This is a genomic window from Paraburkholderia sp. BR10937 (assembly GCF_040965695.1).
In the GTDB taxonomy this organism is placed as follows: Bacteria; Pseudomonadota; Gammaproteobacteria; order Burkholderiales; family Burkholderiaceae; genus Paraburkholderia.
The window spans coordinates 24,262-48,460 of sequence record NZ_JBFRCL010000027.1 but is presented as its reverse complement, the minus strand read 5'-3'; the positions used below and the strand labels follow the sequence as shown (position 1 = coordinate 48,460).

The window sequence follows — 24,199 nt, the reverse complement described above, 5'->3', positions numbered from 1 at the left end:
GGACGAACACACGCTGCATGGATCCGATCAAAGTAGGTCTCTTGGGCTTCGGCACGGTGGGCAGCGGCACCTTCACGGTACTGCGCCGCAACCAGGAAGAAATCAAACGCCGCGCGGGCCGCGGCATCGAGGTGGCGCGCATTGCCGTGCGCAACCCGGCCAAGGCCACGACGGCGCTCGGCAGTGAAGCGGGCACCGTCGACCTGACGACCGACTTCAACGCCGTGGTCGACGATCCCGCGATTTCGATCGTCGCCGAAATGATCGGCGGCACGACGCTCGCCAGGGAACTCGTGCTGCGCGCCATTGCCAACGGCAAGCATGTCGTCACGGCGAACAAGGCGCTGCTGGCGGTGCACGGCACCGAGATCTTCGAGGCGGCGCGCGCCCAGGGCGTGATGGTCGCGTTCGAGGCGGCGGTGGCGGGCGGCATCCCCATCATCAAGGCGCTGCGCGAAGGTCTCACGGCCAACCGCATCCAGTACATCGCCGGCATCATCAACGGCACGACCAACTACATCCTCTCGGAAATGCGTGAGCGCGGGCTCGACTTCGCGACCGCGTTGAAGGCCGCGCAGGAACTGGGCTACGCCGAAGCCGATCCGACCTTCGACATCGAAGGCGTGGACGCCGCGCACAAGGCGACGATCATGAGCGCGATCGCGTTCGGCGTGCCCGTGCAGTTCGACCGCGCCTACGTGGAAGGCATCAGCAAGCTCGACGCCATCGACATCAAGTACGCGGAAGAACTGGGCTATCGCATCAAGCTGCTCGGCATCGCGCGCCGCACCGAGCGCGGCATCGAGCTGCGCACGCATCCCACGCTGATTCCGGCCAAGCGCCTGCTCGCCAACGTGGAGGGCGCAATGAACGCCGTGGTCGTGCATGGCGACGCCGTGGGCACGACGCTGTACTACGGCAAGGGCGCGGGCGCGGAGCCGACGGCCTCCGCCGTGGTGGCCGACCTCGTCGATGTGACGCGCCTGCACACGGCCGACCCCGAGCACCGCGTGCCGCATCTGGCATTCCAGCCGGACAGCCTCTCGAACACGCCGATCCTGCCGATCGACGAAGTCACGAGCGGCTACTACCTGCGCCTGCGCGTGGCGGACCAGACCGGCGTGATGGCGGCCATCACGCGCATCCTGGCGGACAGCGGCATCTCGATCGACGCGCTGCTGCAGAAGGAAGCGGAACAGGTCGACGCGCAAGGCAAGGCGGAAACCGACATCATCCTGATCACCCACGAGACGATCGAGAAGAACGTCAACGCGGCGATCGCGCAGATCGAAAAGCTCGCGACGGTGAAGTCGCAGGTCACGAAGCTGCGCATGGAAGGACTGAACTAAGGCAAGGGCTATGAATTACGTATCTACGCGCGGCGCGGGCGCCGGCGAGCATCATTCGTTTTCCGACATCCTGCTGGGCGGCCTCGCGCGCGACGGCGGCCTGTATCTGCCGGCCGAATATCCGCAGATCAGCAAGGAAGAACTGGCGCGCTGGCGCGGCCTTTCGTACGCGGATCTCGCGTTCGAGATCCTGTCGAAATTCGCCGGCGACATTCCCGCCGACGACCTGCGCGACATCACGCGCCGCACCTACACGGGCGAGACGTACCGCAACGTGCGCCACGGCGAAGACGCGAGCAAGATCACGCCGCTCACCACGCTCGGCGAGGAAAACGGCGCGCAGCTCTCGCTGCTCGAACTCTCGAACGGCCCGACGCTCGCGTTCAAGGACATGGCGATGCAGCTGCTCGGCAACCTGTTCGAGTACGCGCTCGCGAAGGCCGGCCAGGAGCTGAACATTCTCGGCGCGACCTCGGGCGACACCGGCAGCGCGGCGGAATACGCCATGCGCGGCAAGAAGGGCGTGCGCGTGTTCATGCTTTCGCCGCACAGGAAGATGAGCGCGTTCCAGACGGCGCAGATGTTCAGCCTGCAGGACCCGAACATCTTCAATCTGGCCGTGGAAGGCGTGTTCGACGACTGCCAGGACATCGTCAAGGCGGTTTCGAACGACCACGCCTTCAAGGCGCAGCAGAAGATCGGCACGGTCAACTCGATCAACTGGGCGCGCGTCGTGGCACAGGTCGTGTACTACTTCGCCGGCTACTTCGCGGCGACGCAGTCGAACGACGAGCGCGTCTCGTTCACGGTGCCCTCGGGCAACTTCGGCAACGTGTGCGCGGGCCATATCGCGCGCATGATGGGCCTGCCGATCGAAAAGCTCGTGGTCGCGACCAACGAGAACGACGTGCTCGACGAGTTCTTCCGCACCGGCATTTATCGCGTGCGCGGCTCGGCCGAGACGTATCACACGACGAGCCCGAGCATGGACATCTCGAAGGCGTCGAATTTCGAGCGCTTCGTGTACGACCTGCTGGGCCGCGATCCGGCGCGCGTGACGCAGTTGTTCCGCGACGTCGAGGAGAAGGGCGGCTTCGATCTCGTGGCGAGCGGCGACTTCGTGCGCGTCAAGCAGTTCGGCTTCGTTTCGGGCCGCAGCAGCCACGACGACCGCATCGCCACGATTCGCGACATCTACACGCGCTACAGGACGATGATCGACACCCATACGGCCGACGGCGTGAAGGTCGCCCGCGAACACCTGCAGCCCGGTGTGCCGATGATCGTGCTCGAAACCGCGCAGCCGGTGAAGTTCGGCGAGACGATTCGCGAAGCGCTGGACCGCGAGCCGGAGCGTCCGGCGGCGTTCGAAGGCCTCGAGGCGCTGCCGCAGCGCTTCGAAGTCGTGCCTGCCGACGCCCAGCGCGTGAAGGACTATATCGCCGCCCACACGGCGGACTGATCGACGCAGCCGGGGCAGGAACGGCTCGCGGTCCCGGCGTGTCGACATCGCAGCAGGTTTTACGCGGCGGCGGGTTGCCCGAATCCGCCCGCTGCATGACTCCAGCCGATCCTGCGCACGCGCCGGCATCGCGCGCCAGGGATATCCACGGCATAAGGCACAGCGCGCCGGTCGCGCCGCTACAATAACGGCAGACCAACCGCTGCTGGCGGCCCCACCGCCAAGTCCGAGACGACCTCGATGTCCACGCCTACGTCCCCGTCTTCCGCTGCGCCGGCGCCGCGCGCGCCGATGCTCTCTACCGCCGACGCCCTCGCCGCGCTGCTTGCCGCGGCGCAGCCGCTCGCCGGCGCCGAAACGATTTCGACGTTCGACGCGCTGAACCGCGTGCTCGCCGCAGATGTCGTTTCGCCGCTCGACGTGCCGCCGATGCATACGAGCGCAATGGACGGCTACGCGGTGCGCGTGGCCGATCTCGCGCAAGGCAGCCGCCGTCTGGCGGTTTCGCAGCGCATTCCCGCGGGTCACGCGCCACAACCGCTCGCGGCAGGCACGGCGGCGCGCATCTTCACGGGCGCGACGGTGCCGCCGGGCGCGGACGCCGTGGTGATGCAGGAGCAGACCGAGGCCGCGGAAGGCGCCGTCACCTTTCTGCACACGCCCAAGGCGGGCGAATGGATCACGGCGCAGGGCGCCGATATCCGCAAGAGCACGGTGATCCTGCCGGCGGGCACGCGCCTCACGCCGGCGGCGCTCGGGCTCGCGGCGTCGGTCGGGTGCGCCGCGCTGACCGTCGTGCGCCGCGTGAAGGTCGCCGTGTTCTTCACGGGCGACGAACTGACGATGCCTGGCGAGCCGCTCAAGCCCGGCGCGATCTACAACTCGAACCGATTCACGCTCACGGGCCTCTTGCGCAACCTCGGCTGCGAAGTGACCGACTACGGCATCGTGCCGGATCAACTCGACGTCACGCGCGCGACGCTGCGTGAAGCGGCCGCCGCTCACGACCTCATCCTCACCTCGGGCGGTGTCTCGGTCGGCGAGGAGGATCACGTGCGGCCCGCCGTCGAGGCCGAAGGCCGCATCAACCTGTGGCAGATCGCCATGAAGCCGGGCAAGCCGCTCGCGTTCGGCGCGCTGCGTCGGACGCAAGGGGCCACGGACGCGGAAGCCGGCGAGGCGTTCTTCATCGGGCTGCCGGGCAACCCGGTATCGAGTTTCGTCACCTTTCTGTTGTTCGTGCGCCCGTTCCTGCTGCGACTCGCAGGTGCGACGCAGGTGAGCCCGCGCGCGCTTTCGCTGCGCGCCGACTTCACCCAGGCGAAGAGCGACCGCCGCAACGAATTCCTGCGCGCGCGCGTGAACCCGGCTGGCGGTCTCGACCTGTTCCCGAACCAGAGTTCGGCGGTTCTCACCTCCACGCTCTGGGGCGACGGTCTCATCGACAATCCGCCCAATCATGCGATCAGCGCCGGCGAGACCGTGCGCTTTATTCCGTTCACCGAATTGCTGTACTGAAAACCCTCGAGCGATGAAGATCCAGTTGAAATTTTTTGCGAGTGTCCGCGAAGCGCTTGGCGTCGCGGACGAAACGGTCACGCTGCCGGACGGCATCGCGACGGTCGGCGACGTGCGCGGCTGGCTGCGCGCGCGTGGCGGCGTGTGGGCCGAGACGCTGGCGGAAGGCCGCGCGCTGCGCATGGCCTGCAATCACGTGATGACGGACCCGCGCACGCGTATCACCGAGGGCTGCGAAGTGGCGTTTTTCCCGCCGGTGACGGGCGGCTGAGCGTCACGGGAGACTCACGATGCCCGTGCGCGTACAAACGGAAGATTTCGACCTCACCGCCGAGGTGGCGCAGCTGCGCGCGCGCAATCCGGCGATCGGCGCGGTGGCGTGCTTCGTCGGCACGGTGCGCGATCTGAACGACGGCAGCACGATCGCCTCGCTCGAACTCGAGCACTACCCGGGCATGACTGAGAAGGCGCTGGAGGCGATCGTTGCCGAAGCGCAGCGGCGCTGGGCGGACATCGAGGTACTGATCGTGCACCGGGTGGGCAAGCTCGCGCCGCTCGACCAGATCGTGCTGGTCGCGACGACCTCGAAGCATCGCGGCGACGCCTTCGCGTCCTGCGAGTTCGTCATGGACTACCTCAAGACCGAGGCGCCGTTCTGGAAGAAGGAAGAGACGGAGCAGGGCGCGCGCTGGGTCGATGCCCGCGAGAGCGACGATACGGCGCTGGCGCGCTGGGGTGTGGCATCGGGGAATGCTTCGCGGGAATCCAGCTAGGCGCTGGTCCGCCCGGGTGAAGGGATAGATGTAGTTTACCGCCGCCCCTGTCTAACGCAACTAACTGCCTATCCCGGCGCCGCCCTGAAAGCAGATGCGCTCACTCTGCCGGCGTGCTCTCGTCGACATCCATCTGGCGGCCAACGAAACGGGCCGGAAACGGCTCGCCGGTCGGGCGCGTAGGCAAGTCGTGGCCGTGCCCGGCAGGGCGCCTGCGCGGCGCTACGCGATCGAGAAGGGCCTGTTGCTCGGGCGGAATCGCGTAATCCCAGCCAAAGCGGCTCAGTTGCAGGCTTTGCGCAATCCGCAGTGCGGGTTCCATGAACTGCACCGCCGCCGCGGGCTCGTAGCGAGCCTGAACCGTATCGAGGAAAAGATAGAGCCAGCGGCTGAAATGCTGCGGTTCGACGCCGGGCACCGGATCGTGCGCCTGCTGCACGTTGCCGCGGTAGCTTTTGGTGCCGAGCACGAGGCTCGACCAGAAACGGCACATCTTGGGCAGATGTTCGTCCCAGCGCTCGGCGAGCACGCCATCGAACACCGGGCCGAGCATGGCGTCGTCGCGCACGCGGTCGTAGAACGCGTAGACGAGTTCGCGGATGTTCTCTTCAGTCGGCTGGGCGTGCAGCGTGGCAGCGGGGCGGGTGTCGGGGCGAGTCATTTGGGGGCCTGGGTGATACCTGGGGTGCCTGGAGTGCAGTCAGCGGCGGGCGCTGGCACGGTGCGACAGTGAGCCGCATGCAAGCTGCCAGGCACTGCGAAGCGTCCATCGAAGTGACAATCATACCCAGTCCAGGCAAAACCTGCATGCTACCTGCATGTTATTGTATGGGTTTCTGTCACCCGCACCACCTCTGTCATTGCGACCGCCATGAGACTGACCGACTACACCGACTATTCGTTGCGCGTGATGCTGTATCTCGCGCTGCGTCGCGACAGCCTGGCCACGATCCAGGAGATCTCGGACGCCTACGGCGTGTCGAAGAATCATCTGATGAAAGTCGTGCAGCGCCTGGGCGAGCTTAGCTGGGTCGACACCGTCCGCGGGCGCAATGGGGGCTTGCGGCTCGCGCCGGCCTCGCTCGAGCTGAGCGTTGGCGCCGTGGTCCGTGAGACCGAGAGCGACTTCTCGCTCGTCGGCTGCTTTCCGGACGAGCATGGCGACCGGCGCAGCTGTGTCATCGAGCCGCAGTGCCGGCTCAAGCACGCACTGGCGGCGGCGCGCGATGCATTTCTCGCAGAACTCGACCGCCATACCATCGGCGAGCTGGCGCAGCCGGCAGGCGAACTGACCGGGCTGCTCGGCCTCACGCCGATCCAGTTCATGCCGCGCGCGCAGGCAGCTCGATCCGCGTCTTCGCGCGAGCATTGAAGGGCGCGTCAGCGTCCCCTCTTCGGTTTTTCTTCTCTCCCGGGCCGCGCCGCTCAGCGGTGGCGCGCTGCCTCGTGCGGCTGCGGCCGCCTCGCATTCTTTGCCCGTTTTCTCACGCCTCGGCATAAATTGGCGACGGACGCTGCCCGCGCCTGAATCGCAGAAATCGGAAAAAATGACGCCAGAGCGCTTGAAACCGGCGCGTCCCCCCTCAAATTTGGTGACAGTCTAGAAATCTGGAGGTCTCGCATCAAATGAGAATCGACAAACTCACCACCAAGTTCCAGGAAGCCATCGCCGACGCGCAAAGCCTCGCGGTGGGCCACGATAACCAGTACATCGAACCCGTTCACCTGCTGGCTGCGCTCGTCGCGCAGCAGGACGGCTCCGCGCGCTCGCTCATGTCGCGTGCGGGCGTGCAGGTCCAGGCGCTGCAGAACGCCCTGAACGACGCCATCAACCGCTTGCCGCAGGTGCAGGGGACCGACGGCAACGTGCAGATCGGCCGCGAGCTCACGGGTTTGCTCAATCAGGCCGACAAGGAAGCGCAGAAGCTCAACGACACCTATATCGCGAGCGAGATGTTCCTGCTCGCCGTGTCCGAAGACAGGGGCGAAGCGGGCCGTCTCGCGCGCCAGCACGGCCTGACGCGCAAGTCGCTCGAAGCGGCGATCGTCGCGGTGCGCGGCGGCGCGCAGGTGCACAGCCAGGACGCCGAGAGCCAGCGCGAAGCGCTCAAGAAGTACACCGTCGATCTGACCGAGCGCGCGCGTTCGGGCAAGCTCGACCCCGTGATCGGCCGCGATGACGAAATCCGCCGCTCGATCCAGATCCTGCAACGCCGCACCAAGAACAATCCGGTGCTGATCGGCGAACCGGGCGTGGGCAAGACGGCCATCGTCGAAGGCCTCGCGCAGCGCATCGTCAACGGCGAAGTGCCCGAGACGCTCAAGGGCAAGCGCGTGCTCTCGCTCGACATGGCCGCGCTGCTCGCGGGCGCGAAATATCGCGGCGAGTTCGAGGAGCGCCTGAAGGCCGTGCTCAACGACATCGCCAAGGACGAAGGGCAGACCATCGTCTTCATCGACGAAATTCACACGATGGTCGGCGCGGGCAAGGCCGAAGGCGCGCTGGACGCGGGCAACATGCTCAAGCCGGCGCTGTCGCGCGGCGAACTGCACTGCATCGGCGCGACGACGCTCGACGAATATCGCAAGTACATCGAAAAGGACGCCGCGCTGGAGCGCCGCTTCCAGAAGGTGCTCGTCGATGAACCGTCGGTCGAGGCGACCATCGCGATCCTGCGCGGCCTGAAGGAGAAGTACGAGCTGCACCACGGCGTGGAAATCACCGACCCGGCGATCGTCGCGGCGGCGGAGCTGTCGCATCGCTACATCACCGACCGTTTTCTGCCGGACAAGGCCATCGACCTGATCGACGAAGCGGCTTCGAAGATCAAGATGGAAATCGATTCGAAGCCCGAAGCCATGGACAAGCTCGATCGCCGCCTGATCCAGCTGAAGATCGAGCGCGAGGCCGTCAAGAAGGAGAAGGACGAAGCGTCGCAAAAGCGTCTGCAGCTGATCGAGGAAGAGATCGACCGGCTGAGTCTCGAATATAAGGATCTCGAAGAGATCTGGACCACCGAGAAGGCCGCGGTGCAGGGCGGCGCGCAGATCAAGGAAGAGATCGACCGCGTGCGCGCGGAGATCAATCGCTTCCAGCGCGAAGGCAAGCTCGAAAAGGTCGCGGAACTGCAGTACGGCAAGTTGCCGGAACTCGAAGCGCAGCTCAAGCAGGTGACGCTCGCCGAGGCGAGCGAGCAGAACAACCCTACGCGTTTGCGCCTGCTGCGCACGCTCGTGGGCGCCGAGGAAATCGCGGAAGTCGTGTCGCGTTCGACCGGCATCCCCGTTTCGCGCATGATGCAGGGCGAGCGCGAAAAGCTGCTGCAGATCGAAGAGAAGCTGCACGAGCGCGTGGTGGGCCAGGACGAAGCCATTACCGCCGTTGCCGACGCGATTCGCCGCTCGCGCGCCGGTCTCTCGGACCCGAACCGGCCGTACGGCTCGTTCCTGTTCCTCGGGCCGACGGGGGTGGGCAAGACCGAGCTGTGCAAGGCGCTGGCGGGCTTCCTGTTCGATTCGGAAGATCACCTCATCCGCATCGACATGAGCGAGTTCATGGAGAAGCACAGCGTGGCGCGTTTGATCGGCGCGCCGCCGGGATACGTGGGCTACGAAGAGGGCGGCTATCTGACCGAGGCCGTGCGCCGCAAGCCGTATAGCGTGATCCTGCTCGACGAAGTCGAAAAGGCGCACCCGGACGTGTTCAACGTGCTGCTGCAGGTGCTCGACGACGGCCGCATGACCGATGGCCAGGGCCGCACCGTCGACTTCAAGAACACCGTGATCGTGATGACGTCGAACCTCGGTTCGCACCTCATTCAAGCGATGGCGGGCGAGCCGCAGGAAGCCGTGAAGGACGCCGTGTGGAACGAAGTGAAGCAGCAGTTCCGCCCCGAGTTCCTGAACCGGATCGACGAAGTCGTAGTGTTCCATGCGCTCGATCGCTCGAATATCGAGTCGATTGCGAAGATCCAGCTGCAGCGTCTGCGCGAGCGTCTGGAGAAGCTCGACATGGAGCTCATGGTGTCGGACGAGGCGCTGGGCCAGATCGCCAAGGTCGGCTACGACCCGCTGTTCGGCGCACGGCCGCTCAAGCGCGCGATCCAGCAGGAGATCGAGAACCCGGTCGCCAAGCTGATCCTCGCGGGCAAGTTCGGGCCGAAGGATGTGATCCCGGTCGGCGTGAACGACGGCAAGTTCGTGTTCGAGCGCGTGGTGCACTAACGCGAGTAGCAAACCTCGGTTGAGGGGCGTGCCGCCAGGCGCGCACTGAGCCGAAACGAAAAGGGCAGCGGAGTGATCCGCTGCCCTTTTTTCATGCCTGCAAAGAGGCGCTAACGGGCGCTTACGCCTGCTTGTTGCCGCCGCCGAACAGCGACGCAAGGCCGCCAAGCGTGCCGAGCACGCTCTCGGCGTTGATCTGGCCGCCTTGCGGCACTTCGCCATTCGGCGTGCCGGCGTTGACCACGTGCGGCAGCACCTGGGCGAGCAGGCCGCTCACCTGGTCGGGCTGCATGCCGACCTTCTGGGCGAGACCCGAGACGACGTCCGAGCCGAGCACATTGTGCAGTTGATCCGCCGAAACAGGCTGGTTCTCGCCGTTGCCGACCCACGACTGCACGATGTCGCCGAGGCCGCCTTGCTGGAACTTCTCGATGAGGCCGTTCAGCCCGCCGGGCTGGTTGTTGACGAACTCCATCGCCGCGGCGAGGAGCTGGGCCTGGCCGCCGCCTTGCTGTTGCGACTGCGAACCGAGCAGGGAACCGAGGGTATCTAGCAGACTCATGACGATCTCTCTGGGTGATGGCCGCGACGGGGGGACGCGGCCGGTAAATCGGACGGCGCACGCGGCGCCGCGTTTTCGAGGTCCGGTGTACGGCTTGCGCGCGCCGGACGATGGCGGCGATCAGGCGCCGGAAGCGGCCGCCGCCGATGCGGCCTTGTCCTTCTTCGACTTCTTGGGCTTTTTCGCCTTCGTATCGGATGCGGTGGCCGGCGCAGCCGCAGCGGAGCCCACTTCGGGCGCGCTGGCAGCGGCCTTGTCCTTCTTGCTCTTGTGCTTCGACTTGCCTGCAGCCGTGTCCGAGGCGGCTTGCGCCGTGGTCGCGGCCGCAGGCGTCTGCGCCGTCATCGGATTGGCCGTGGTCGCAGCGGGCGTGGCGCTCGTGGCGGCGGCGCTCTTGCCGCTCTTCGCGCCAACCGTCTTGCCTGCCGGCGGCGCGGAGGAGCCGTTGATCGTGAGCCCTGCCGCCTCGAGGTTCTGCACCGACTTCGGGCCAATGCCCTTGACGCGGTTCACGAGGTCGTCGGCGTCCTTGAACGGGCCGTTCTTCGTGCGTTCGTCGATGATCGCCTTGGCATGGACGGGACCGATGCCCTTGACCGATTCGAGCGCGGTCTCGTCGGCGGTGTTCACTTCCACGGCTGCGGCGAGCACGGCGGACAGCGACAGGCCGATTGCGAGGAACAGCATCAGCAGCTTCTTGAGCATGGCAATCACTCCATTGAGGGCATTTCAGTTAGCCGGGAACGGACGACGCATCCAGCGGAGGGGGCTGCGGTACAAGAATAGGCCAGATGGCGTATCTGTGGATCGCAAGCGCTCGATTTATACCGGCCCAAGTGTGGCAAGTAAATCGCGCCGCACAATATTTAATACTTCTGTGCAACCGGGCGACGCGAAACGCGCAGCGGTCAGCGCAAACCGGCTCAAACGCGATGGGGCCCGACGATGGCGAGCTTCGCCATGCGTCGGTAGAGCGTCGCGCGCGAGATGCCCAGCGCCTGCGCGGCGGCGTTCGGACGCCAGCGGTGCGCCGTGAGCGCCGCGACGATGCGTGCGCGCTCGTCTTCGTCGGAGAGCGGCAATGCTGGCGGAATGCCGGCTGGGCAGCCGGACGCGGCCGGCGCTGCGAGTGGCGGCAGGCCCGCCGCGAGGTCAGCGCTCAGGTGCCGCGCTTCGACCAGCACGGTGTCGCAGACGGCGCATGCGTAGCGCATCGCATTGCGCAACTGCCGCAGGTTGCCGGGCCACGCGAACTTCGCGAGCCGCGTCGCGAGCGAGGCGTCGAGCGCGAGCGGCCGGCCGGCGGCCTGTGCTTCTTCGGCGAAGACTGTGTCGATGAGCATCGCGATGTCGCGCCGCTCGCGCAGCGGCGGCAGCGTGAGCACCGCGCCGCTCAGGCGATAGTAGAGATCGTCGCGGAATGCGCCCGCGCCGGCCATCTGCGCGAGGTCCCGGTGCGTCGCGCAGACCACGTCGATGTCGACGCGCACCGGCGTTTCGCTCCCGAGCGGCAGGACTTCGCCCTCGGCCAGCACGCGCAACAGGCGGGTCTGCAGCGCGAGCGGCATGTCGCCGATCTCGTCGAGAAAGAGCGTGCCGCCGTCGGCCATCGCGATCTTGCCGCGTGCGCCGTGGCGGCGCGCGCCCGTGAACGCGCCCGGCGCATAGCCGAACAGCTCACTCTCGATCAGCGACTCGGGCAGCGCCCCGCAATTCACCGCGACGAACGGGCGATTGCGTCGCGCGCTGGCGTCGTGAATGGCCCGCGCGAACACTTCCTTGCCGGCGCCGGTTTCGCCGAGCAGCAGGATCGGCAGGCGCTTGCCCGCCACGCGCTGCGCGATGCGCGCGTTCTCGGCTACGCGCGCGTCGGCGCTGCGCAGGAAGGGGCCGAGTGCGCTGCGGTCGTATTCGTGCGTCTCGGCGGCATCGCGCCGCAGCGGCATGGCGCCATGCGCCGCGCCGGTGCTGGGTCCGCTGCGTACGCTGTGTCCGCCGTAACCGCTCGCCCCGAGCGGCGCGCGAATGCGCGCATACAGCATCGAGCCGTTCGCGCGCAGGCGCAGCGCTGCGATGGTCTCGATGCGCCCGATGTCGCGCAACTGCACGTGCGACGAATCGAAGATCTCGTCGATATGACGCGGGCCGTCGAGACAGGGCATGCATTCGCGCGCGCGCCGGTTCGCGGCGACCACGTTGCCGTTCTCGTCGAAGGCGATCAGCAGCTCGGGCTGCGCTTCGACGTAATTGCGATTCTGGTGACCGAAGAGGATCCAGCACGACGCGAGACGATGCAGGAAATAGCCGTCTTCGATCAGCGTGGCGCTCTGGCGCACGAGCTGGTTGACGATGCGCTGGCTCTCGCGATTGTCGGGCGACTGCACGGCCGACGCATCGAGTACGCCGATCAGCTCGCCGCCCGGCGCGAAGATCGGCGCGGCGCTGCACGTGAGCGTGGTGAACGCGGCGCGGAAATGGTCGGTCTTGTGCACCGTGATGGGCGCGAGATCGGTGAGCACGTTCGCGATGCCGCAGGTGCCTTCCTCGCTCTCGGACCAGCACGAGCCGATATAGAGCCCCGCGTGCTTGAAGTCGTTGCGGCGCTCGCGGTCGAGGCGGTAGTCGATCGTCACGCCGTGCGCGTCGGTCAGCATCACGCAGTAGTCGGCCTCGCGCACCATGTCGTGCAGCCGCGTGAGGCACTGGCCCGAGGCACGCAGAAAGGACTCCTCGCGATCGCGGATCTCGCGCAGCTCGGCGGCGCTCAGCACGCGCGGGCCGATCACGGAGCCGGGGTCCAGCTGATAGCGCTCGAACGAGCGCTGCCACGACGAGACGAGGCGCGGCGAATCGGACGGCGCGGGCAGCCGGCCTTCTACGGCGCCACGCACGCGCTCGGCGTGCCGGGTAGACGCAAGGGCGTAGGGCATGAGCGGTTCCAGGCGACGGCTCGCGGTGAGCGTCGGGTAACGTCGGGTTACGTCGGACCGGAAAGCGTTCGGCGGGAGTCTTTTGTAGCACATCCTTTGCGCGCGATCACACCGCAGCGCAGCATGCGAGACGGCTGAGACGAACGTCTCAGCGTGTCGCGTCCCGCATTTCAATGCGGGGGAGAGGGGCGTTCAGTCGCAGCTCGGGCAGGCCACGCGGGGCCGTGCGCGTTTTCCTTCATGGGGACGGCTGATGGTGCGACCGGCGCATCGTACACGCGAGACGGCGGCTGAGACGCCGCGCGCGACGCGAATCGTGCAGGCGGCACGCCGTGCATTTGCCGCAGAACCCCGTCACACGGCCTTCTGCGCTATCGCCGCGCATTCTCGACGTCATTGGCATGACGCTTGCAGAGTCTGCTGCCAAAAGCGGCGCACGCAATGCACGGTGCGACGCCAACAGGAGACAAGACCCGTGACGACGCCCGTGACCGTAGGCGTGATCGCGAACCCCGCATCGGGCCGCGACATCCGCCGTCTCACTTCGCATGCATCCGTCTTTCCCACGGCCGAGAAGGCGAACATGGTCGTACGCCTGCTCGCGGGTCTCGGCGCGCTCGGCGTGGCGCGCGTGCTCACGTTGCGCGACAACACCGGCGTGGCCGCGCTGCTCCTGCGCGCGCTCGAGACGCACGCGGCGATTGCCGCGCACGAACCCTGGCCCGAAGTCGTGTTCGTCGACCTGCCGGTGAGCGAAAGCGTTGCCGATACGCACGCCGGCGTCGATCACATGATGCGTGAGGAGGTCGCGCTGATCGCCGTGCTGGGCGGCGACGGCACGCATCGCGCCGTCGCGGCGCATTGCGGCGCGACGCCGCTGCTCGCGCTCTCCACCGGCACCAACAACGCCTTTCCCGAACTGCGCGAGGCCACCGTCGCGGGCCTCGCGGGCGCGCTCGTCGCGACCGGCGCGGTGCCGGCCGGGTCGGCGCTCTCGCGCAACAAGCGGCTCGTCGCGCGCTGCGTGGAAGGGCCGTCGCGCGGGCGCGAAGAAATCGCGCTGGTCGACATTTGCGTGGCGCGTCAGCCGTTCATCGGTGCGCGCGCGATTTCAGAAAGTTCGGATATCGAATCACTTTTTCTGACCTTTGCGCCGCCCGACGGCATCGGTCTTTCGTCGATCGGCGGGGCATGGGCGCCGGTCGGGCGCGATGCGGCGCATGGTCTGCATATGACGTTCGCTCAGCCTGGTGCACCCGAGGGCAGCGGCGCGGGCGTGCCGTTGCTCGCGCCGATTGCGCCGGGCCGCGTCGAGCGCCTGACGATGTGCACCTGCCAGCGCCTCGAAGTCGGCGTGGCGCTGCCGCTCGAAGCCGACCACGGCACGCTCGCGTTCGACGGCGAGCGCGAGATCGAACCGGCACGCGGCGACCGCTATGAAGTGACGCTCGACTGGAATGGTCCGCTGACCGTCGATGTCGCGCGCACGTTGCGTTACGCGGCGTCGCATCAGTTGCTGCGCGAGGCCGCCGCGCGCGCATAGCGATCTGGCTTGCTCCCTCCACGCATAACCGAAACAAGGAGACGTTGACATGGACACACCCTTGAAAGGCCAGGTCGCGATCGTGACCGGCGGCGCGCGCGGCATCGGCCGCGGCATTGCGCTCACGCTCGCGCAGGCCGGCGCGGACGTGCTGCTCGCCGATCTGCTGGAAGAACCGCTTGCCGCGACTGCGGATGAAATACGGGCGCTGGGCAGACGCGCTGCGTTTGCCAAAGTCGACGTCACCCAGGCCGTTCAGCTCGAAGGGATGGTCTCGCAGGCGCTTTCGGAATTCGGTGGCTTCGATATTCTCGTGAACTGCGCCGGCGTGATTTCAATTAGTCCGGTATCCGAATTGACGGAGCGGGACTGGGACTTCGTCATGGGCGTCAATGCGAAAGGCGTGTTCCTCGGCTGCAAGGCTGCATTGCCGCATTTCCGCACGCAAAAGCGTGGGCGGATCATCAACGTCGCTTCGATCGCGGGCAAGGAAGGATTCCCGAATCTCGCGCACTACAGCGCCTCGAAATTTGCGGTGGTCGGCTTCACCAACGCGCTCGCCAAGGAGGTGGCCCGCGAGGGCATCACCGTGAATGCGATATGCCCCGGCATCGTGCGCACTTACATGTGGGACCGGCTCTCCGACGAATGGAAGACAGAAGGCGAGAGCGTCGAAGAGTCCTGGCAGCGCCATCAGCTCACGCTGATCCCGCAGGGCCGCGCGCAAACGCCTGAGGACATGGGCCGGCTCGCCCTGTTCTTCGCGACGATGGACAACGTCACGGGCCAGTCGGTGAACGTCGACGGCGGTTTCACTTTTCACTAGGAGCAGTGGCATTTCCCGCAGCAGGCTTGATCCGGAGCGGTACAGCGTCATACACCCAGGAGACAACCATGTCAGTTCAGTTGAACAAGGAGCAGTTGCTCACCGCGTATCGCTCGATGCGCACGATCCGCGAGTTCGAGGAACGCTTGCACGTCGAGTTCGCGACCGGCGAAATTCCAGGCTTCGTGCACCTGTACGCGGGCGAGGAGGCCTCCGCGGTCGGCACGATGAGCCATCTGAACGATAGCGACTACGTCGCCACCACGCACCGCGGCCACGGCCACTGCATCGCCAAGGGCGTGGACGTGCGCGAGATGATGGCCGAGATCTATGGCCGGGCCACGGGTTCGTGCCGGGGCAAGGGCGGCTCGATGCACATCGCCGATCTGTCGAAGGGCATGCTGGGCGCCAACGGCATCGTCGGTGCCGGCGGTCCGCTCACGTGCGGGGCCGCGCTCGCCGCCAAGCAGAAGAAGACCGGTGGCGTGGGCGTGTGCTTCTTCGGTGACGGCGCGTCGAACCAGGGGGTGATCTTCGAGTCGATGAATCTCGCCTCCGTGTGGCGCTTGCCGGTGATCTTCGTCGCGGAAAACAACGGCTACGCCGAGGCGACCTCGTCCACATGGTCGGTCGCGGCCGACAACATTGCCGACCGCGCGAACGGCTTCGGCATGCCGGGCGTGATCGTCGACGGCTTCGACTTTTTCGCCGTGCACGAGGCGCTGGGCGAAGCCATTGCACGCGCACGCAGCGGCGGCGGCCCGACGCTCGTGGAGATGAAGCTCTCGCGCTATTTCGGCCACTTCGAAGGCGACGCGCAAACCTACCGCGCCCCTGGCGAAGTGCAGAAGCTGCGCGAAGAAAAGGATTGTCTGAAGCGCTTCGAGGAGCGCGTGGTGCGCGCCGAACTCGCGAGCAGCGACGATCTGCGCAAGGTGGACGCCGAAGTGAAGCAGCTGATCGACGATGCCGTGTCGCAGGCCAAGGCCGCGCCGCTGCCGCCGGCCGAGGCGCTGCTCACGGACGTGTACGTGTCGTACCCTTAAGCGCTGAACACTCAGGTCATCAGGATTCCAGATCAAGGAGACGAAAATGGCACGAAAAATCACCTATTCGCAGGCCATCAACGAAGCGCTTGCCCAGGAGATGGGCCGCGACGAGAGCGTGATCGTGATGGGCGAGGACAACGCGGGCGGCGCGGGCGCGCCCGGCGAGCAGGACGCGTGGGGCGGCGTGCTCGGCGTGACGAAGGGCCTTTACGGCAAGTTCCCCGGGCGCGTGCTCGATACGCCGCTCTCGGAAGGCGGCTTTATCGGCACGGCAGTGGGCGCGGCGGCGTGCGGCATGCGGCCGGTCGCGGAGTTGATGTTCATCGATTTCATGGGCGTGTGCTTCGACCAGATCTTCAACCAGGCGGCGAAGTTCCGCTACATGTTCGGCGGCAAGGCGGTCACGCCGGTCGTGATTCGCACCATGTATGGCGCGGGCTTGCGCGCGGCGGCGCAGCACTCGCAGATGCTCACCTCGCTCTTCACGCATATTCCGGGGCTGAAGGTCGTGTGCCCGGCCACGCCCTATGACGCCAAGGGCCTCATGATCGAGGCGATTCGCGACAACGACCCCGTGATCTTCTGCGAGCACAAGCTGCTCTACACGATGGAAGGCGACGTTCCGGAGGAATCCTATTCGATTCCGTTCGGCGAGGCCAACATCGTGCGCGATGGCGACGACGTCACGATCGTCACATATGGACGCATGGTGCACTACGCGCTCGATGCCGCGCAGAAGCTCGCGAAAGACGGCATCGAGGCGGACGTGATCGACCTGCGCACGACCTCGCCGCTCGACGAGGAAACGATCCTCGAAAGCGCGCGCCGCACGGGCCGGGTCGTGGTCGTGGACGAAGCCAATCCGCGCTGCTCGATGGCGACCGACATTGCCGCACTCGTTGGCCAGAAGGCGTTCAAGGAGCTGAAGGCCCCGGTCGGCATGGTCACCGCGCCGCATACGCCGGTGCCGTTCGCGGCATCGCTCGAAGACCTCTATATCCCCTCGGCGGAGAAGATTGCCGACGCCGCGCGCGCAGCAAGGAGCTGAAGTCATGCCGATTCACATGATCACGATGCCCAAATGGGGCCTGTCGATGGAGCAGGGCCAGGTGAACGGCTGGCTCAAGTCGCCCGGCGACAAGGTCAGCAAGGGCGATGAGTTGCTCGACGTGGAGTCCGACAAGATCGCGTCCGGCGTCGAGTGCGCATTCGAGGGCGTGTTGCGGCGGCAGATTGCCCAGGAGGGCGACACGCTGCCCGTGGGCGCGCTGCTCGGCGTGGTCGCCGATGCCGAAGCGGCCGACGCGGATATCGACGCCGCGGTGGCAGAGTTCCAGCGCGACTTCGTGCCTGCGCAGGCGGGCGACGCCGATGCGGGACCGCAGCCGGAAAAGTCGGAGATTGGCGGCCGGACCGTGCGCTACCTGAAGCAGGGCGAAGGCGAGGGCGTGCCTGTCGTGCTGATCCACGGCTTCGGCGGCGATCTCAACAACTGGCTCTTCAACCACACCGATCTCGCGGCAGAGCGCACTGTCTGGGCGCTCGATCTGCCGGGTCACGGGGAGTCGGGCAAGGCGCTCGAGAGCGGGAGCCTCGACGAGCTTGCGCAAAGCGTGATCGCCTTCCTCGATGCGCAGAAGATCGACCGCGCGCATCTCGTCGGGCATTCGCTGGGCGGCGCGGTGGCCATGGCGGTGGCCGAGCAGGCGCCCGGGCGCGTGGCGTCCCTCGCGCTGATTTCGAGTGCGGGCCTTGGCAGCGAGATCGATGGTGCGTATATCGAGGGGTTCGTCGCGGCGGGCAATCGCAATGCGCTCAAGCCGCACGTGACGAAGCTGTTCGCCGATCCCGCGTTGGTTACGCGTCAGCTCGTCGAGGACCTAGTGAAGTACAAGCGGCTCGAAGGCGTGCAGGCCGCGCTCGGCAAGATTGCCGGGCAGGCGTTCGAAGGCGGCGCGCAGCGGCGCGTGTTCCGCGAGCGTGTGGCGACGCTTGCGCCGCGCGCGCTCGTGATCTGGGGCGAGGTCGACCAGATCATACCGGCGCGCCATGCGCAGGGCTTGCCGTCGCAGGTGCGCGTGGAGGTGATGGCGGGCAAGGGGCACATGGTGCAGATGGAGGCGGCGCAGGAGGTCAATCGCCTGCTCAAAGCCTTCTTCGACGAAGGAGCCTGAGCATGGAGGCCGCCACGTCTGGAACGCCCCGTTCGTCGAGTACGGCGCTGGGTCAGGAGGGCCTGCGCAGCCGCGAGAAGCTCGCGCGGATTCCGGTGAAGATCGTGCCGCCTGCCAGCGCCGACGCGGTCTTGCCGAAGCCGCCCTGGCTGCGCGCGCGTCCGCTCATGAGCGAGACCGTAGCGGGCGTGGCGGCCGTACTGCGCGAGCATCGGCTTCATTCGGTATGCGAAGAAGCGATGTGCCCGAACATCGGCGAATGCTTCGCGCAGCGCACCGCGACTTTCATGATCATGGGCGGGCTGTGCACGCGGCGCTGCCCGTTCTGCGATGTCGCCCACGGGCGGCCCGCGCCGCTCGACGAGGACGAGCCCGCGCACCTGGCGGCAGCGGTCGCGGCGCTGGGCTTGCGTCATGTCGTCATCACCTCGGTCGATCGCGACGATTTGCGCGACGGTGGCGCTTCGCACTTCGCGCGTTGCATTGCGCAGGTGCGCGAGCGCGTGCCGGGGATCGGCGTCGAGGTGCTCACGCCCGATTTCCGCGGCCGTATCCCGCGCGCGCTCGCGGCGCTTTCGCACGCGTGGCCCGACGTATTCAATCACAACATCGAGACCGTGCCCTCGCTGTATCGCGCGGCGCGGCCAGGCGCGGACTATTACGGCTCGCTCGACCTGCTTGCGCGCGCAAAAGCGGCCAACGGTGCGCTCGTCACGAAGTCGGGGCTGATGGTGGGGCTGGGCGAAACCGATGCGGAGTTGCTCGCGACGATGCGCGACTTGCGCGAGCATCGCGTAGAAGTGCTGACGATCGGGCAATATCTCGCGCCGTCGCGGTTTCATCTGCCGGTCAAGCGCTACGTGCATCCCGACGCATTCGCCACGTTGCGCGCGGCGGGGCTGGCAATGGGATTCAGCGAGGTTGTGGCTGGGCCGCTGGTCCGCTCGTCGTATCACGCGGCGCAGACCGTGGAGGCGGCGCGTCAGGCCGAGGTGGGGTGATCTACGTTTGCAACTAACTGCTCGTCGTCTCCGTTGCCGACGAGCTAGGCGCGATCTTGCACAAACCGCGCACTCACCCGCGAGAGATAAAACAGGAGTCCAGCACCGGCGATCAGCAGGCTCGCCATGTTGGCGAGCCAGAACCCGCGCGCGCCTGTCGCCCAGGCGGGCATCGTGCCGGTCACGTCGAAGCCCAGGGCGTAGCCGCCGCCGAGCCCCACGCCCCAGAGCGCGAGCGCATAGATGATGGTCGGCACGACCGCGACCTTGTAGGCGCGCAACGCGAAGGCCGTGGTGATCTGCAGGGCGTCGAACACGTGATAGCAGGTGACGATGGCGACGAGCGGCATGGCTGCGACCGCCACGGCGGGGTCCGGCGTATAGCCGCCGATGACGAGCGGTCGCAGCACGAACACGATCGCGCCGTAGCAGCACGCAATCGCCACGGCCGTCGCCACGCCGTGCCGCGCGAGCGTGCGCGCTTCGACGGGGCGATTGCCGCCCAGCGCCTGGGCGACGAGCGTCGAGGTCGCCACGCCGATCGAAAGCGGAGTCATGTAGAGCACGGCGCCGATGTTGCCGGCGATCTGATGGCCGGCGAGCGTGGTCGTGCCCATACGTGCGATGAAGATCGCCATGAACGTGTACGACGTCACTTCGATGAGGTACGAAAGCCCCATCGGAATGCCGAGCTTGAGCAGTTCGGCCTGGCGTTTCCACTCGGGCCAGCAGAAGTGCCTGAAGATTTCGAACGGCGCGAACACGTCCACCCGCGTGAGCGCGAAGGCCGCGCACAAGGCGAGCGCCCAGTTGATCGAGGTGCTCGCGAGCGCGCAGCCCGGGCCCCCGAGCGCAGGCACGCCGAGGCCACCGAAGATGAGCCACGTGTTGAGCGGCACCTTGAGTACCAGCGCGCCCACCTGCAGGAACATCACGAGGCGCGGGCGCCCCACGGCATTGGCGAGCGAGCTGTAGATGCGAAAGGCCAGCGCCGCGGGCAGCCCGAACGAGAGCAGCCGCAGATAGCCGACGGTGCGCGCGCGCAGCGCCTCCGGCGCGTGCGCGAGGTCGAGCAGCGGGCCGGGAAAATAGAGGATCGTGAAGCCGATCACCATCAGCACGAGCGCGAGCCAGAACGCCTGGCGCACTTCGAGGCCGATTTCCGTGTCCTTGCGCGCCCCATAGAGCTGCGCCGCTACGGGCTGCAGCGCGCTGAGAATGCCCGTGAGAGCGATATAGACCGAGATGTAGATCGACGAACCCAGGCCGAGCGCGGCGAGATCGAGCGCCGAGTAGCGGCCGACCATCGCGGTGTCGATCACGCCGAACGCGATGATCGCGAGTTGCCCGACCAGCACCGGCCACGCGAGCGCGGCGATGCGCCGGACGTCGCCGGCGAAGGTCGTCGTCACCGCGGCCTCAGTCCGGACGCTTGCGCCAGACATGTTTCTTGAGCGGCGGCGTCGGACGGTCGATGCGCACGTACAGGCGGAAGCGCTCGTCGCGGTCGGCGACGCGGCGGCCTTCCCAGACGAGCTTCCACACGTAGTCCGGCATCGAGCTCGGCTCGCCGTATTCCTGCGTGTCCTGGCGCAGGATCACGTCGCAATCCTCGTTGAACGCGAAGTGCATCCGGCCGAAGTACGCGAATGTAGCGATCTGCGCATCGCCGAGGCGGACGGGCGAGATGCACTGATAGTCGGCGGGCAGGTGCGCGGCGATCTGCTCGGCCACGTCCTTGTAGGTCCGGCTGTAGTTGACGACCGGCAGCCACAGCGTCATGAGCAGCACCCACATGAGCGTGGTACCGCCGCTCGAGAGCACGACGCTGCGCCACAGCACCTTCGGGTGGCGCGCCACGCGCCAGCGCACGAGCACCATCCAGCACACGGTGACGGCCACCGCGCACACGAACGAGAGAATCTTGAACTGCGGCACGAAGCCGGGCGCGAGGCGCGCGAGGTTGCGCGCGAGCGGCGCCGGGAAACCGGTCATGCCCGCGAGCCACACGAGCCACACGAAGGTGCTGAGGATCGTGAAGCTCAGCACCGCGAACCAGTCGATCGCGTTGATCGCGCCACGCTTGAGCGTGGGCAGCGCGAAGGTCGCGAGCACCGCCAGCGCGGGCAGCACGAGCATGAAGAGCCGGTTCGATTCGTGGCTCTGCACGACCACGAGGATGAGCAGCGGCACGATCACCGACAGCGGAATCGCGATGTGCGGTTTGCGGCGCAGTCCGGCCCAGCTCACGAAGGCCCAGATCGCGAGGGGCCACGCGGGCCACGTGAAGAGCGGCAGGTTCTTGGCGGCGTAGCGCAGCACGTAGCCAGGGGGGCCTGCGAAGGCGTTGACGTTGGTGTGCGCCCACTGGTTGAGGAACCAGACGGCGTCGTCGGGATACAGGTGCAGCGCCAGCAGTGGCCATGACGCCGAGACCACGAGCGCCACGGGCAGGCCCGCCACGAGCAGCCAGCGCGAGCGCGTTTCGGGGGCGATGGCGAGCATGGCGAGCGTGCCGATGAGGAGCGCACCTACGAGCACCGGGCCGCTCGAGAGCATCACGATGCCGAGCGCGAGGCCCCACCAGAGGGCGCCCTGGACCGGCTTGTCGATGGCGCGCACGACGCCGTACAGCAGCATGGCGATGCCCACGAACTGCATGAGCTGCGGCGTGGTTTCGTGACCGCGCTCGGCGAGGCCGAAGCAGGCCAGCAGAACGAGCAGGGCGCCGTCGCCGAGGGTGCGGCCGTAGTCGCGCGGCTCGGGCTCGCCGCCGAATGCGTACTTGAAAGGCTGCACTTCGGGGCGGCGGCCGAGCAGGTACGCGCTGTACCAGACGAACGCGCACGCGAGACAGAACAGCACGCCCGTGGCGATGCGCGACGCATTGCTGGCGTCGACCCACGGCGCGAACAGGCGGATGCAGGCGGCACCCAGCCAGTAGCCGAGAGGACCGTTCTCGGTCACGTATTTGCCGACGAGATTGGGCAGCAGCCAGTCGTGCGAGGTGCCGCCCGCCATCGTCCACATCACGCCGAAGCCTGCCGCATCCTCGTTCTTCCACGGGTCGCGGCCAAACAGGCCGAACGCCGCGAAGACGATACAGATGGTCAGCAACAGCCAGCGCGGCAGGGCGCTGGTGGCGGAGGCGGTCAGTCGAATGGCTGGCTTCATGCAGTACGAAGGAAGACGGATAAACCGGGCGTGTTCGAGCGGGTGGCTCACACGCAAAGGTCAAGCGGGCATGCGCGGCAGACGGTACGCCCGGCCGTGTGCCGCGGAGCAATCCGGCATTCTAGCCGGGCCGGCGACCGCGCGTCACGGCGTTAGCCGCGGGTTAATCCACGGAAACATCTCAAAAGGGGCGGTAAGTCGCACCTGTCTGGCTTCGCGGACGGCGCAACGGTGGCGCGGGCAACAAAAAAGGGCAGCGTATGCTGCCCTTTTTGTGCACGTTCAATGCGGGACCGGCCAGCAGCCGGTGCGGCGAGGCGATTACTTGCCGGCCTTGCCCGAGGCGCGTGCGCCGAACTTCTTGTTGAACTTCTCGACACGGCCTGCCGTGTCCATGATCTTTTGCGTGCCCGTGTAGAACGGATGCGATTCCGACGACACTTCGATCTTGGCGAGCGGGTAGGTCTTGCCGTTGAATTCGGCGGTTTCGCGCGTCTGGATGGTCGAGCGGGTCACGAACTTGAAGTCGTTCGAAACATCGATGAACAGGACTTCGCGGTAATCCGGGTGAATGCCTTCTTTCATGGTTATTCCTTAAATCTGGCGGTAGCCAACCCGCGTGCCTGCAACACCCTGTTGCCGACTTTGCTCGCGCGAGCCACTTACCCAAGGGTCGAAAAACGGCGATTATGCCAGATAATCAGCCGGTTGGCGAATTTTTAACGCGCCCGCGCGACAGGTTTTCAGGCCGGCTGGCCGGCCAGTGCGCCCACGCGCGCCGGATCCTGGCGGTAATAGCGCGCGAGCAGCCGGTAAAGCTCGGGATATTCCGCCTCGAACGCCTTCGGCTTGACGAACAGCGCCTCGCTGCACACCGCAAAGAACTCCGAGGGGTGGTCGGCGGCATAAGGATCGATCAGCGAATCGCGCTCGAAGCGCGCCCAGCGACGCTCCGGCACGGCGTCCACCTTGTCGCAGAACTGGTCGTAGGCGTTGTCGAACACGTCGGCCCATGCCTGCGCGTCGAGCGGGGCGTGCCAGCGCCGAAAGAGGGGCGGATGGCCGTCGGCCTCGCCGCCCAGCATGTCGATCTTGTGCGCGAACTCGTGGATCACGACGTTGTACGCGTCGCTGCCATCGGTCATCTGCGCGTCTTCCCACGAGAGGATCACGGGGCCGCCTTCCCACGCCTCGCCGCTCGCGTCGTGCTCCACCTCGTGGACCACGCCGTCCTCGTCCTCCACGGTCTTGCGGATCACGAATTCGCCCGGATACACGACCACGCCCACCCAGCCCTTGTAGAGGTCGAGTGAAAGATTGAGCACCGGCAGTGCCGCCTGCGCGGCGATCGCCACGGTCATCGGGTCGGTCAGTTCGAGATCGTGCGCCGTGGAGAACTCCTTTTGCGCGATAAAAAGGCTCGTCAGCTCGCGCAGGCGCACGAGGTCGGCCGCGTCGAGGTGCTTGAGAAAGGGCAGGCCCGCGAGCGTCGCCTGCCAAAGTGCGTCGTCGATCGCGTAGGTGCGCAGCGCCTTTTCGCGGCGGCGCGCGTCGAACCAGTGAGAGAGTTTCGAAAGCATCGCTGGGTGTGGGTTCCCGTGCGTCTGGATGTCG

At 66.7% G+C, this 24,199-nt stretch carries 21 protein-coding genes; 13 read left to right on the top strand and 8 right to left on the bottom strand.

Features of this window, described 5'->3' with window-relative positions; translation table 11 throughout:
• The first annotated feature begins 17 nt into the window (after positions 1-17).
• From AB4Y44_RS22445 to AB4Y44_RS22425, 5 genes are all read left to right on the top strand, one after another.
• Positions 18-1,349 carry a homoserine dehydrogenase gene (locus AB4Y44_RS22445; RefSeq protein WP_368700927.1) on the top strand — a complete coding sequence of 444 codons (1,332 nt, stop codon included), beginning with the start codon at positions 18-20 and terminating at the stop codon, positions 1,347-1,349.
• 10 nt (positions 1,350-1,359) lie between these two features.
• Complete coding sequence (gene thrC / locus AB4Y44_RS22440) at positions 1,360-2,811, top strand: threonine synthase (protein ID WP_342920477.1); 1,452 nt, start codon at positions 1,360-1,362, stop codon at positions 2,809-2,811.
• A gap of 240 nt (positions 2,812-3,051) precedes the next feature.
• Positions 3,052-4,329: a gephyrin-like molybdotransferase Glp gene (gene glp, locus AB4Y44_RS22435; protein ID WP_368700926.1), complete on the top strand. Its 1,278-nt coding sequence runs from the start codon at positions 3,052-3,054 to the stop codon at positions 4,327-4,329.
• Positions 4,330-4,342: 13 nt separating this feature from the next.
• On the top strand, positions 4,343-4,600 hold the full coding sequence (gene moaD / locus AB4Y44_RS22430; RefSeq protein ID WP_254314079.1) for a molybdopterin converting factor subunit 1: 258 nt from the start codon (positions 4,343-4,345) through the stop codon (positions 4,598-4,600).
• 19 nt (positions 4,601-4,619) lie between these two features.
• On the top strand, positions 4,620-5,102 hold the full coding sequence (locus tag AB4Y44_RS22425) for a molybdenum cofactor biosynthesis protein MoaE (protein ID WP_342920475.1): 483 nt from the start codon (positions 4,620-4,622) through the stop codon (positions 5,100-5,102).
• A gap of 100 nt (positions 5,103-5,202) precedes the next feature.
• Here AB4Y44_RS22425 and AB4Y44_RS22420 read toward each other — a convergent pair whose 3' ends face one another.
• Positions 5,203-5,763: a group III truncated hemoglobin gene (locus AB4Y44_RS22420; protein ID WP_368700925.1), complete on the bottom strand. Its 561-nt coding sequence runs from the start codon at positions 5,761-5,763 to the stop codon at positions 5,203-5,205.
• 210 nt (positions 5,764-5,973) lie between these two features.
• Between AB4Y44_RS22420 and AB4Y44_RS22415 the strand changes: the two genes are divergently transcribed.
• Both AB4Y44_RS22415 and clpB read left to right on the top strand, forming a co-directional pair.
• On the top strand, positions 5,974-6,474 hold the full coding sequence (locus AB4Y44_RS22415) for an Rrf2 family transcriptional regulator (protein ID WP_368700924.1): 501 nt from the start codon (positions 5,974-5,976) through the stop codon (positions 6,472-6,474).
• A gap of 254 nt (positions 6,475-6,728) precedes the next feature.
• Positions 6,729-9,326, top strand: coding sequence for an ATP-dependent chaperone ClpB (clpB, locus tag AB4Y44_RS22410; protein WP_368700923.1), 2,598 nt, complete (start codon positions 6,729-6,731; stop codon positions 9,324-9,326).
• Between the two features lie 121 nt (positions 9,327-9,447).
• Here the strand turns inward: clpB and AB4Y44_RS22405 are convergent, their stop codons facing one another.
• The 3 genes from AB4Y44_RS22405 to AB4Y44_RS22395 form a co-directional block, all read right to left on the bottom strand.
• Complete coding sequence (locus AB4Y44_RS22405; protein ID WP_342920471.1) at positions 9,448-9,888, bottom strand: YidB family protein; 441 nt, start codon at positions 9,886-9,888, stop codon at positions 9,448-9,450.
• A gap of 120 nt (positions 9,889-10,008) precedes the next feature.
• Positions 10,009-10,593, bottom strand: a complete 585-nt coding sequence (locus tag AB4Y44_RS22400; RefSeq protein WP_368700922.1) for a ComEA family DNA-binding protein — start codon at positions 10,591-10,593, stop codon at positions 10,009-10,011.
• 218 nt (positions 10,594-10,811) lie between these two features.
• Entirely contained in the window at positions 10,812-12,818 is a 2,007-nt protein-coding gene (locus AB4Y44_RS22395) for a sigma-54-dependent Fis family transcriptional regulator (protein WP_342920469.1), read from the bottom strand.
• A gap of 475 nt (positions 12,819-13,293) precedes the next feature.
• On the opposite strand from AB4Y44_RS22395, the gene AB4Y44_RS22390 reads away from it, so the two are divergent.
• The 6 genes from AB4Y44_RS22390 to lipA all read left to right on the top strand — a co-directional run bounded on the left by AB4Y44_RS22390 (position 13,294) and on the right by lipA (position 19,411).
• On the top strand, positions 13,294-14,361 hold the full coding sequence (locus AB4Y44_RS22390; protein ID WP_342920468.1) for an NAD(+)/NADH kinase: 1,068 nt from the start codon (positions 13,294-13,296) through the stop codon (positions 14,359-14,361).
• A 49-nt stretch (positions 14,362-14,410) separates the two neighbouring features.
• Positions 14,411-15,187, top strand: a complete 777-nt coding sequence (locus AB4Y44_RS22385; RefSeq protein ID WP_324161946.1) for an SDR family NAD(P)-dependent oxidoreductase — start codon at positions 14,411-14,413, stop codon at positions 15,185-15,187.
• A gap of 68 nt (positions 15,188-15,255) precedes the next feature.
• On the top strand, positions 15,256-16,233 hold the full coding sequence (locus AB4Y44_RS22380) for a thiamine pyrophosphate-dependent dehydrogenase E1 component subunit alpha (RefSeq protein WP_324161944.1): 978 nt from the start codon (positions 15,256-15,258) through the stop codon (positions 16,231-16,233).
• Between the two features lie 46 nt (positions 16,234-16,279).
• A complete protein-coding gene (locus AB4Y44_RS22375) occupies positions 16,280-17,284 on the top strand; it encodes an alpha-ketoacid dehydrogenase subunit beta (protein WP_342920466.1) in 1,005 nt (334 codons plus the stop codon).
• A 4-nt stretch (positions 17,285-17,288) separates the two neighbouring features.
• Positions 17,289-18,410 carry an acetoin dehydrogenase dihydrolipoyllysine-residue acetyltransferase subunit gene (locus tag AB4Y44_RS22370; RefSeq protein WP_368700921.1) on the top strand — a complete coding sequence of 374 codons (1,122 nt, stop codon included), beginning with the start codon at positions 17,289-17,291 and terminating at the stop codon, positions 18,408-18,410.
• A gap of 2 nt (positions 18,411-18,412) precedes the next feature.
• Positions 18,413-19,411: a lipoyl synthase gene (gene lipA / locus AB4Y44_RS22365; protein ID WP_368700920.1), complete on the top strand. Its 999-nt coding sequence runs from the start codon at positions 18,413-18,415 to the stop codon at positions 19,409-19,411.
• Positions 19,412-19,455: 44 nt separating this feature from the next.
• On the opposite strand, the gene AB4Y44_RS22360 is transcribed toward lipA, so the two are convergent.
• From AB4Y44_RS22360 to AB4Y44_RS22345, 4 genes are all read right to left on the bottom strand, one after another.
• Positions 19,456-20,823, bottom strand: coding sequence for an MATE family efflux transporter (locus AB4Y44_RS22360; protein ID WP_342920463.1), 1,368 nt, complete (start codon positions 20,821-20,823; stop codon positions 19,456-19,458).
• A gap of 7 nt (positions 20,824-20,830) precedes the next feature.
• The gene (locus AB4Y44_RS22355; RefSeq protein ID WP_368700919.1) at positions 20,831-22,585 is read right to left on the bottom strand and encodes an ArnT family glycosyltransferase; all 1,755 of its coding nucleotides are present in this window, start codon (positions 22,583-22,585) and stop codon (positions 20,831-20,833) included.
• A gap of 321 nt (positions 22,586-22,906) precedes the next feature.
• Positions 22,907-23,170, bottom strand: a complete 264-nt coding sequence (locus tag AB4Y44_RS22350) for a type B 50S ribosomal protein L31 (protein WP_069267507.1) — start codon at positions 23,168-23,170, stop codon at positions 22,907-22,909.
• A 158-nt stretch (positions 23,171-23,328) separates the two neighbouring features.
• Positions 23,329-24,165, bottom strand: coding sequence for a M90 family metallopeptidase (locus tag AB4Y44_RS22345; RefSeq protein ID WP_342920461.1), 837 nt, complete (start codon positions 24,163-24,165; stop codon positions 23,329-23,331).
• Positions 24,166-24,199 lie beyond the last annotated feature (34 nt).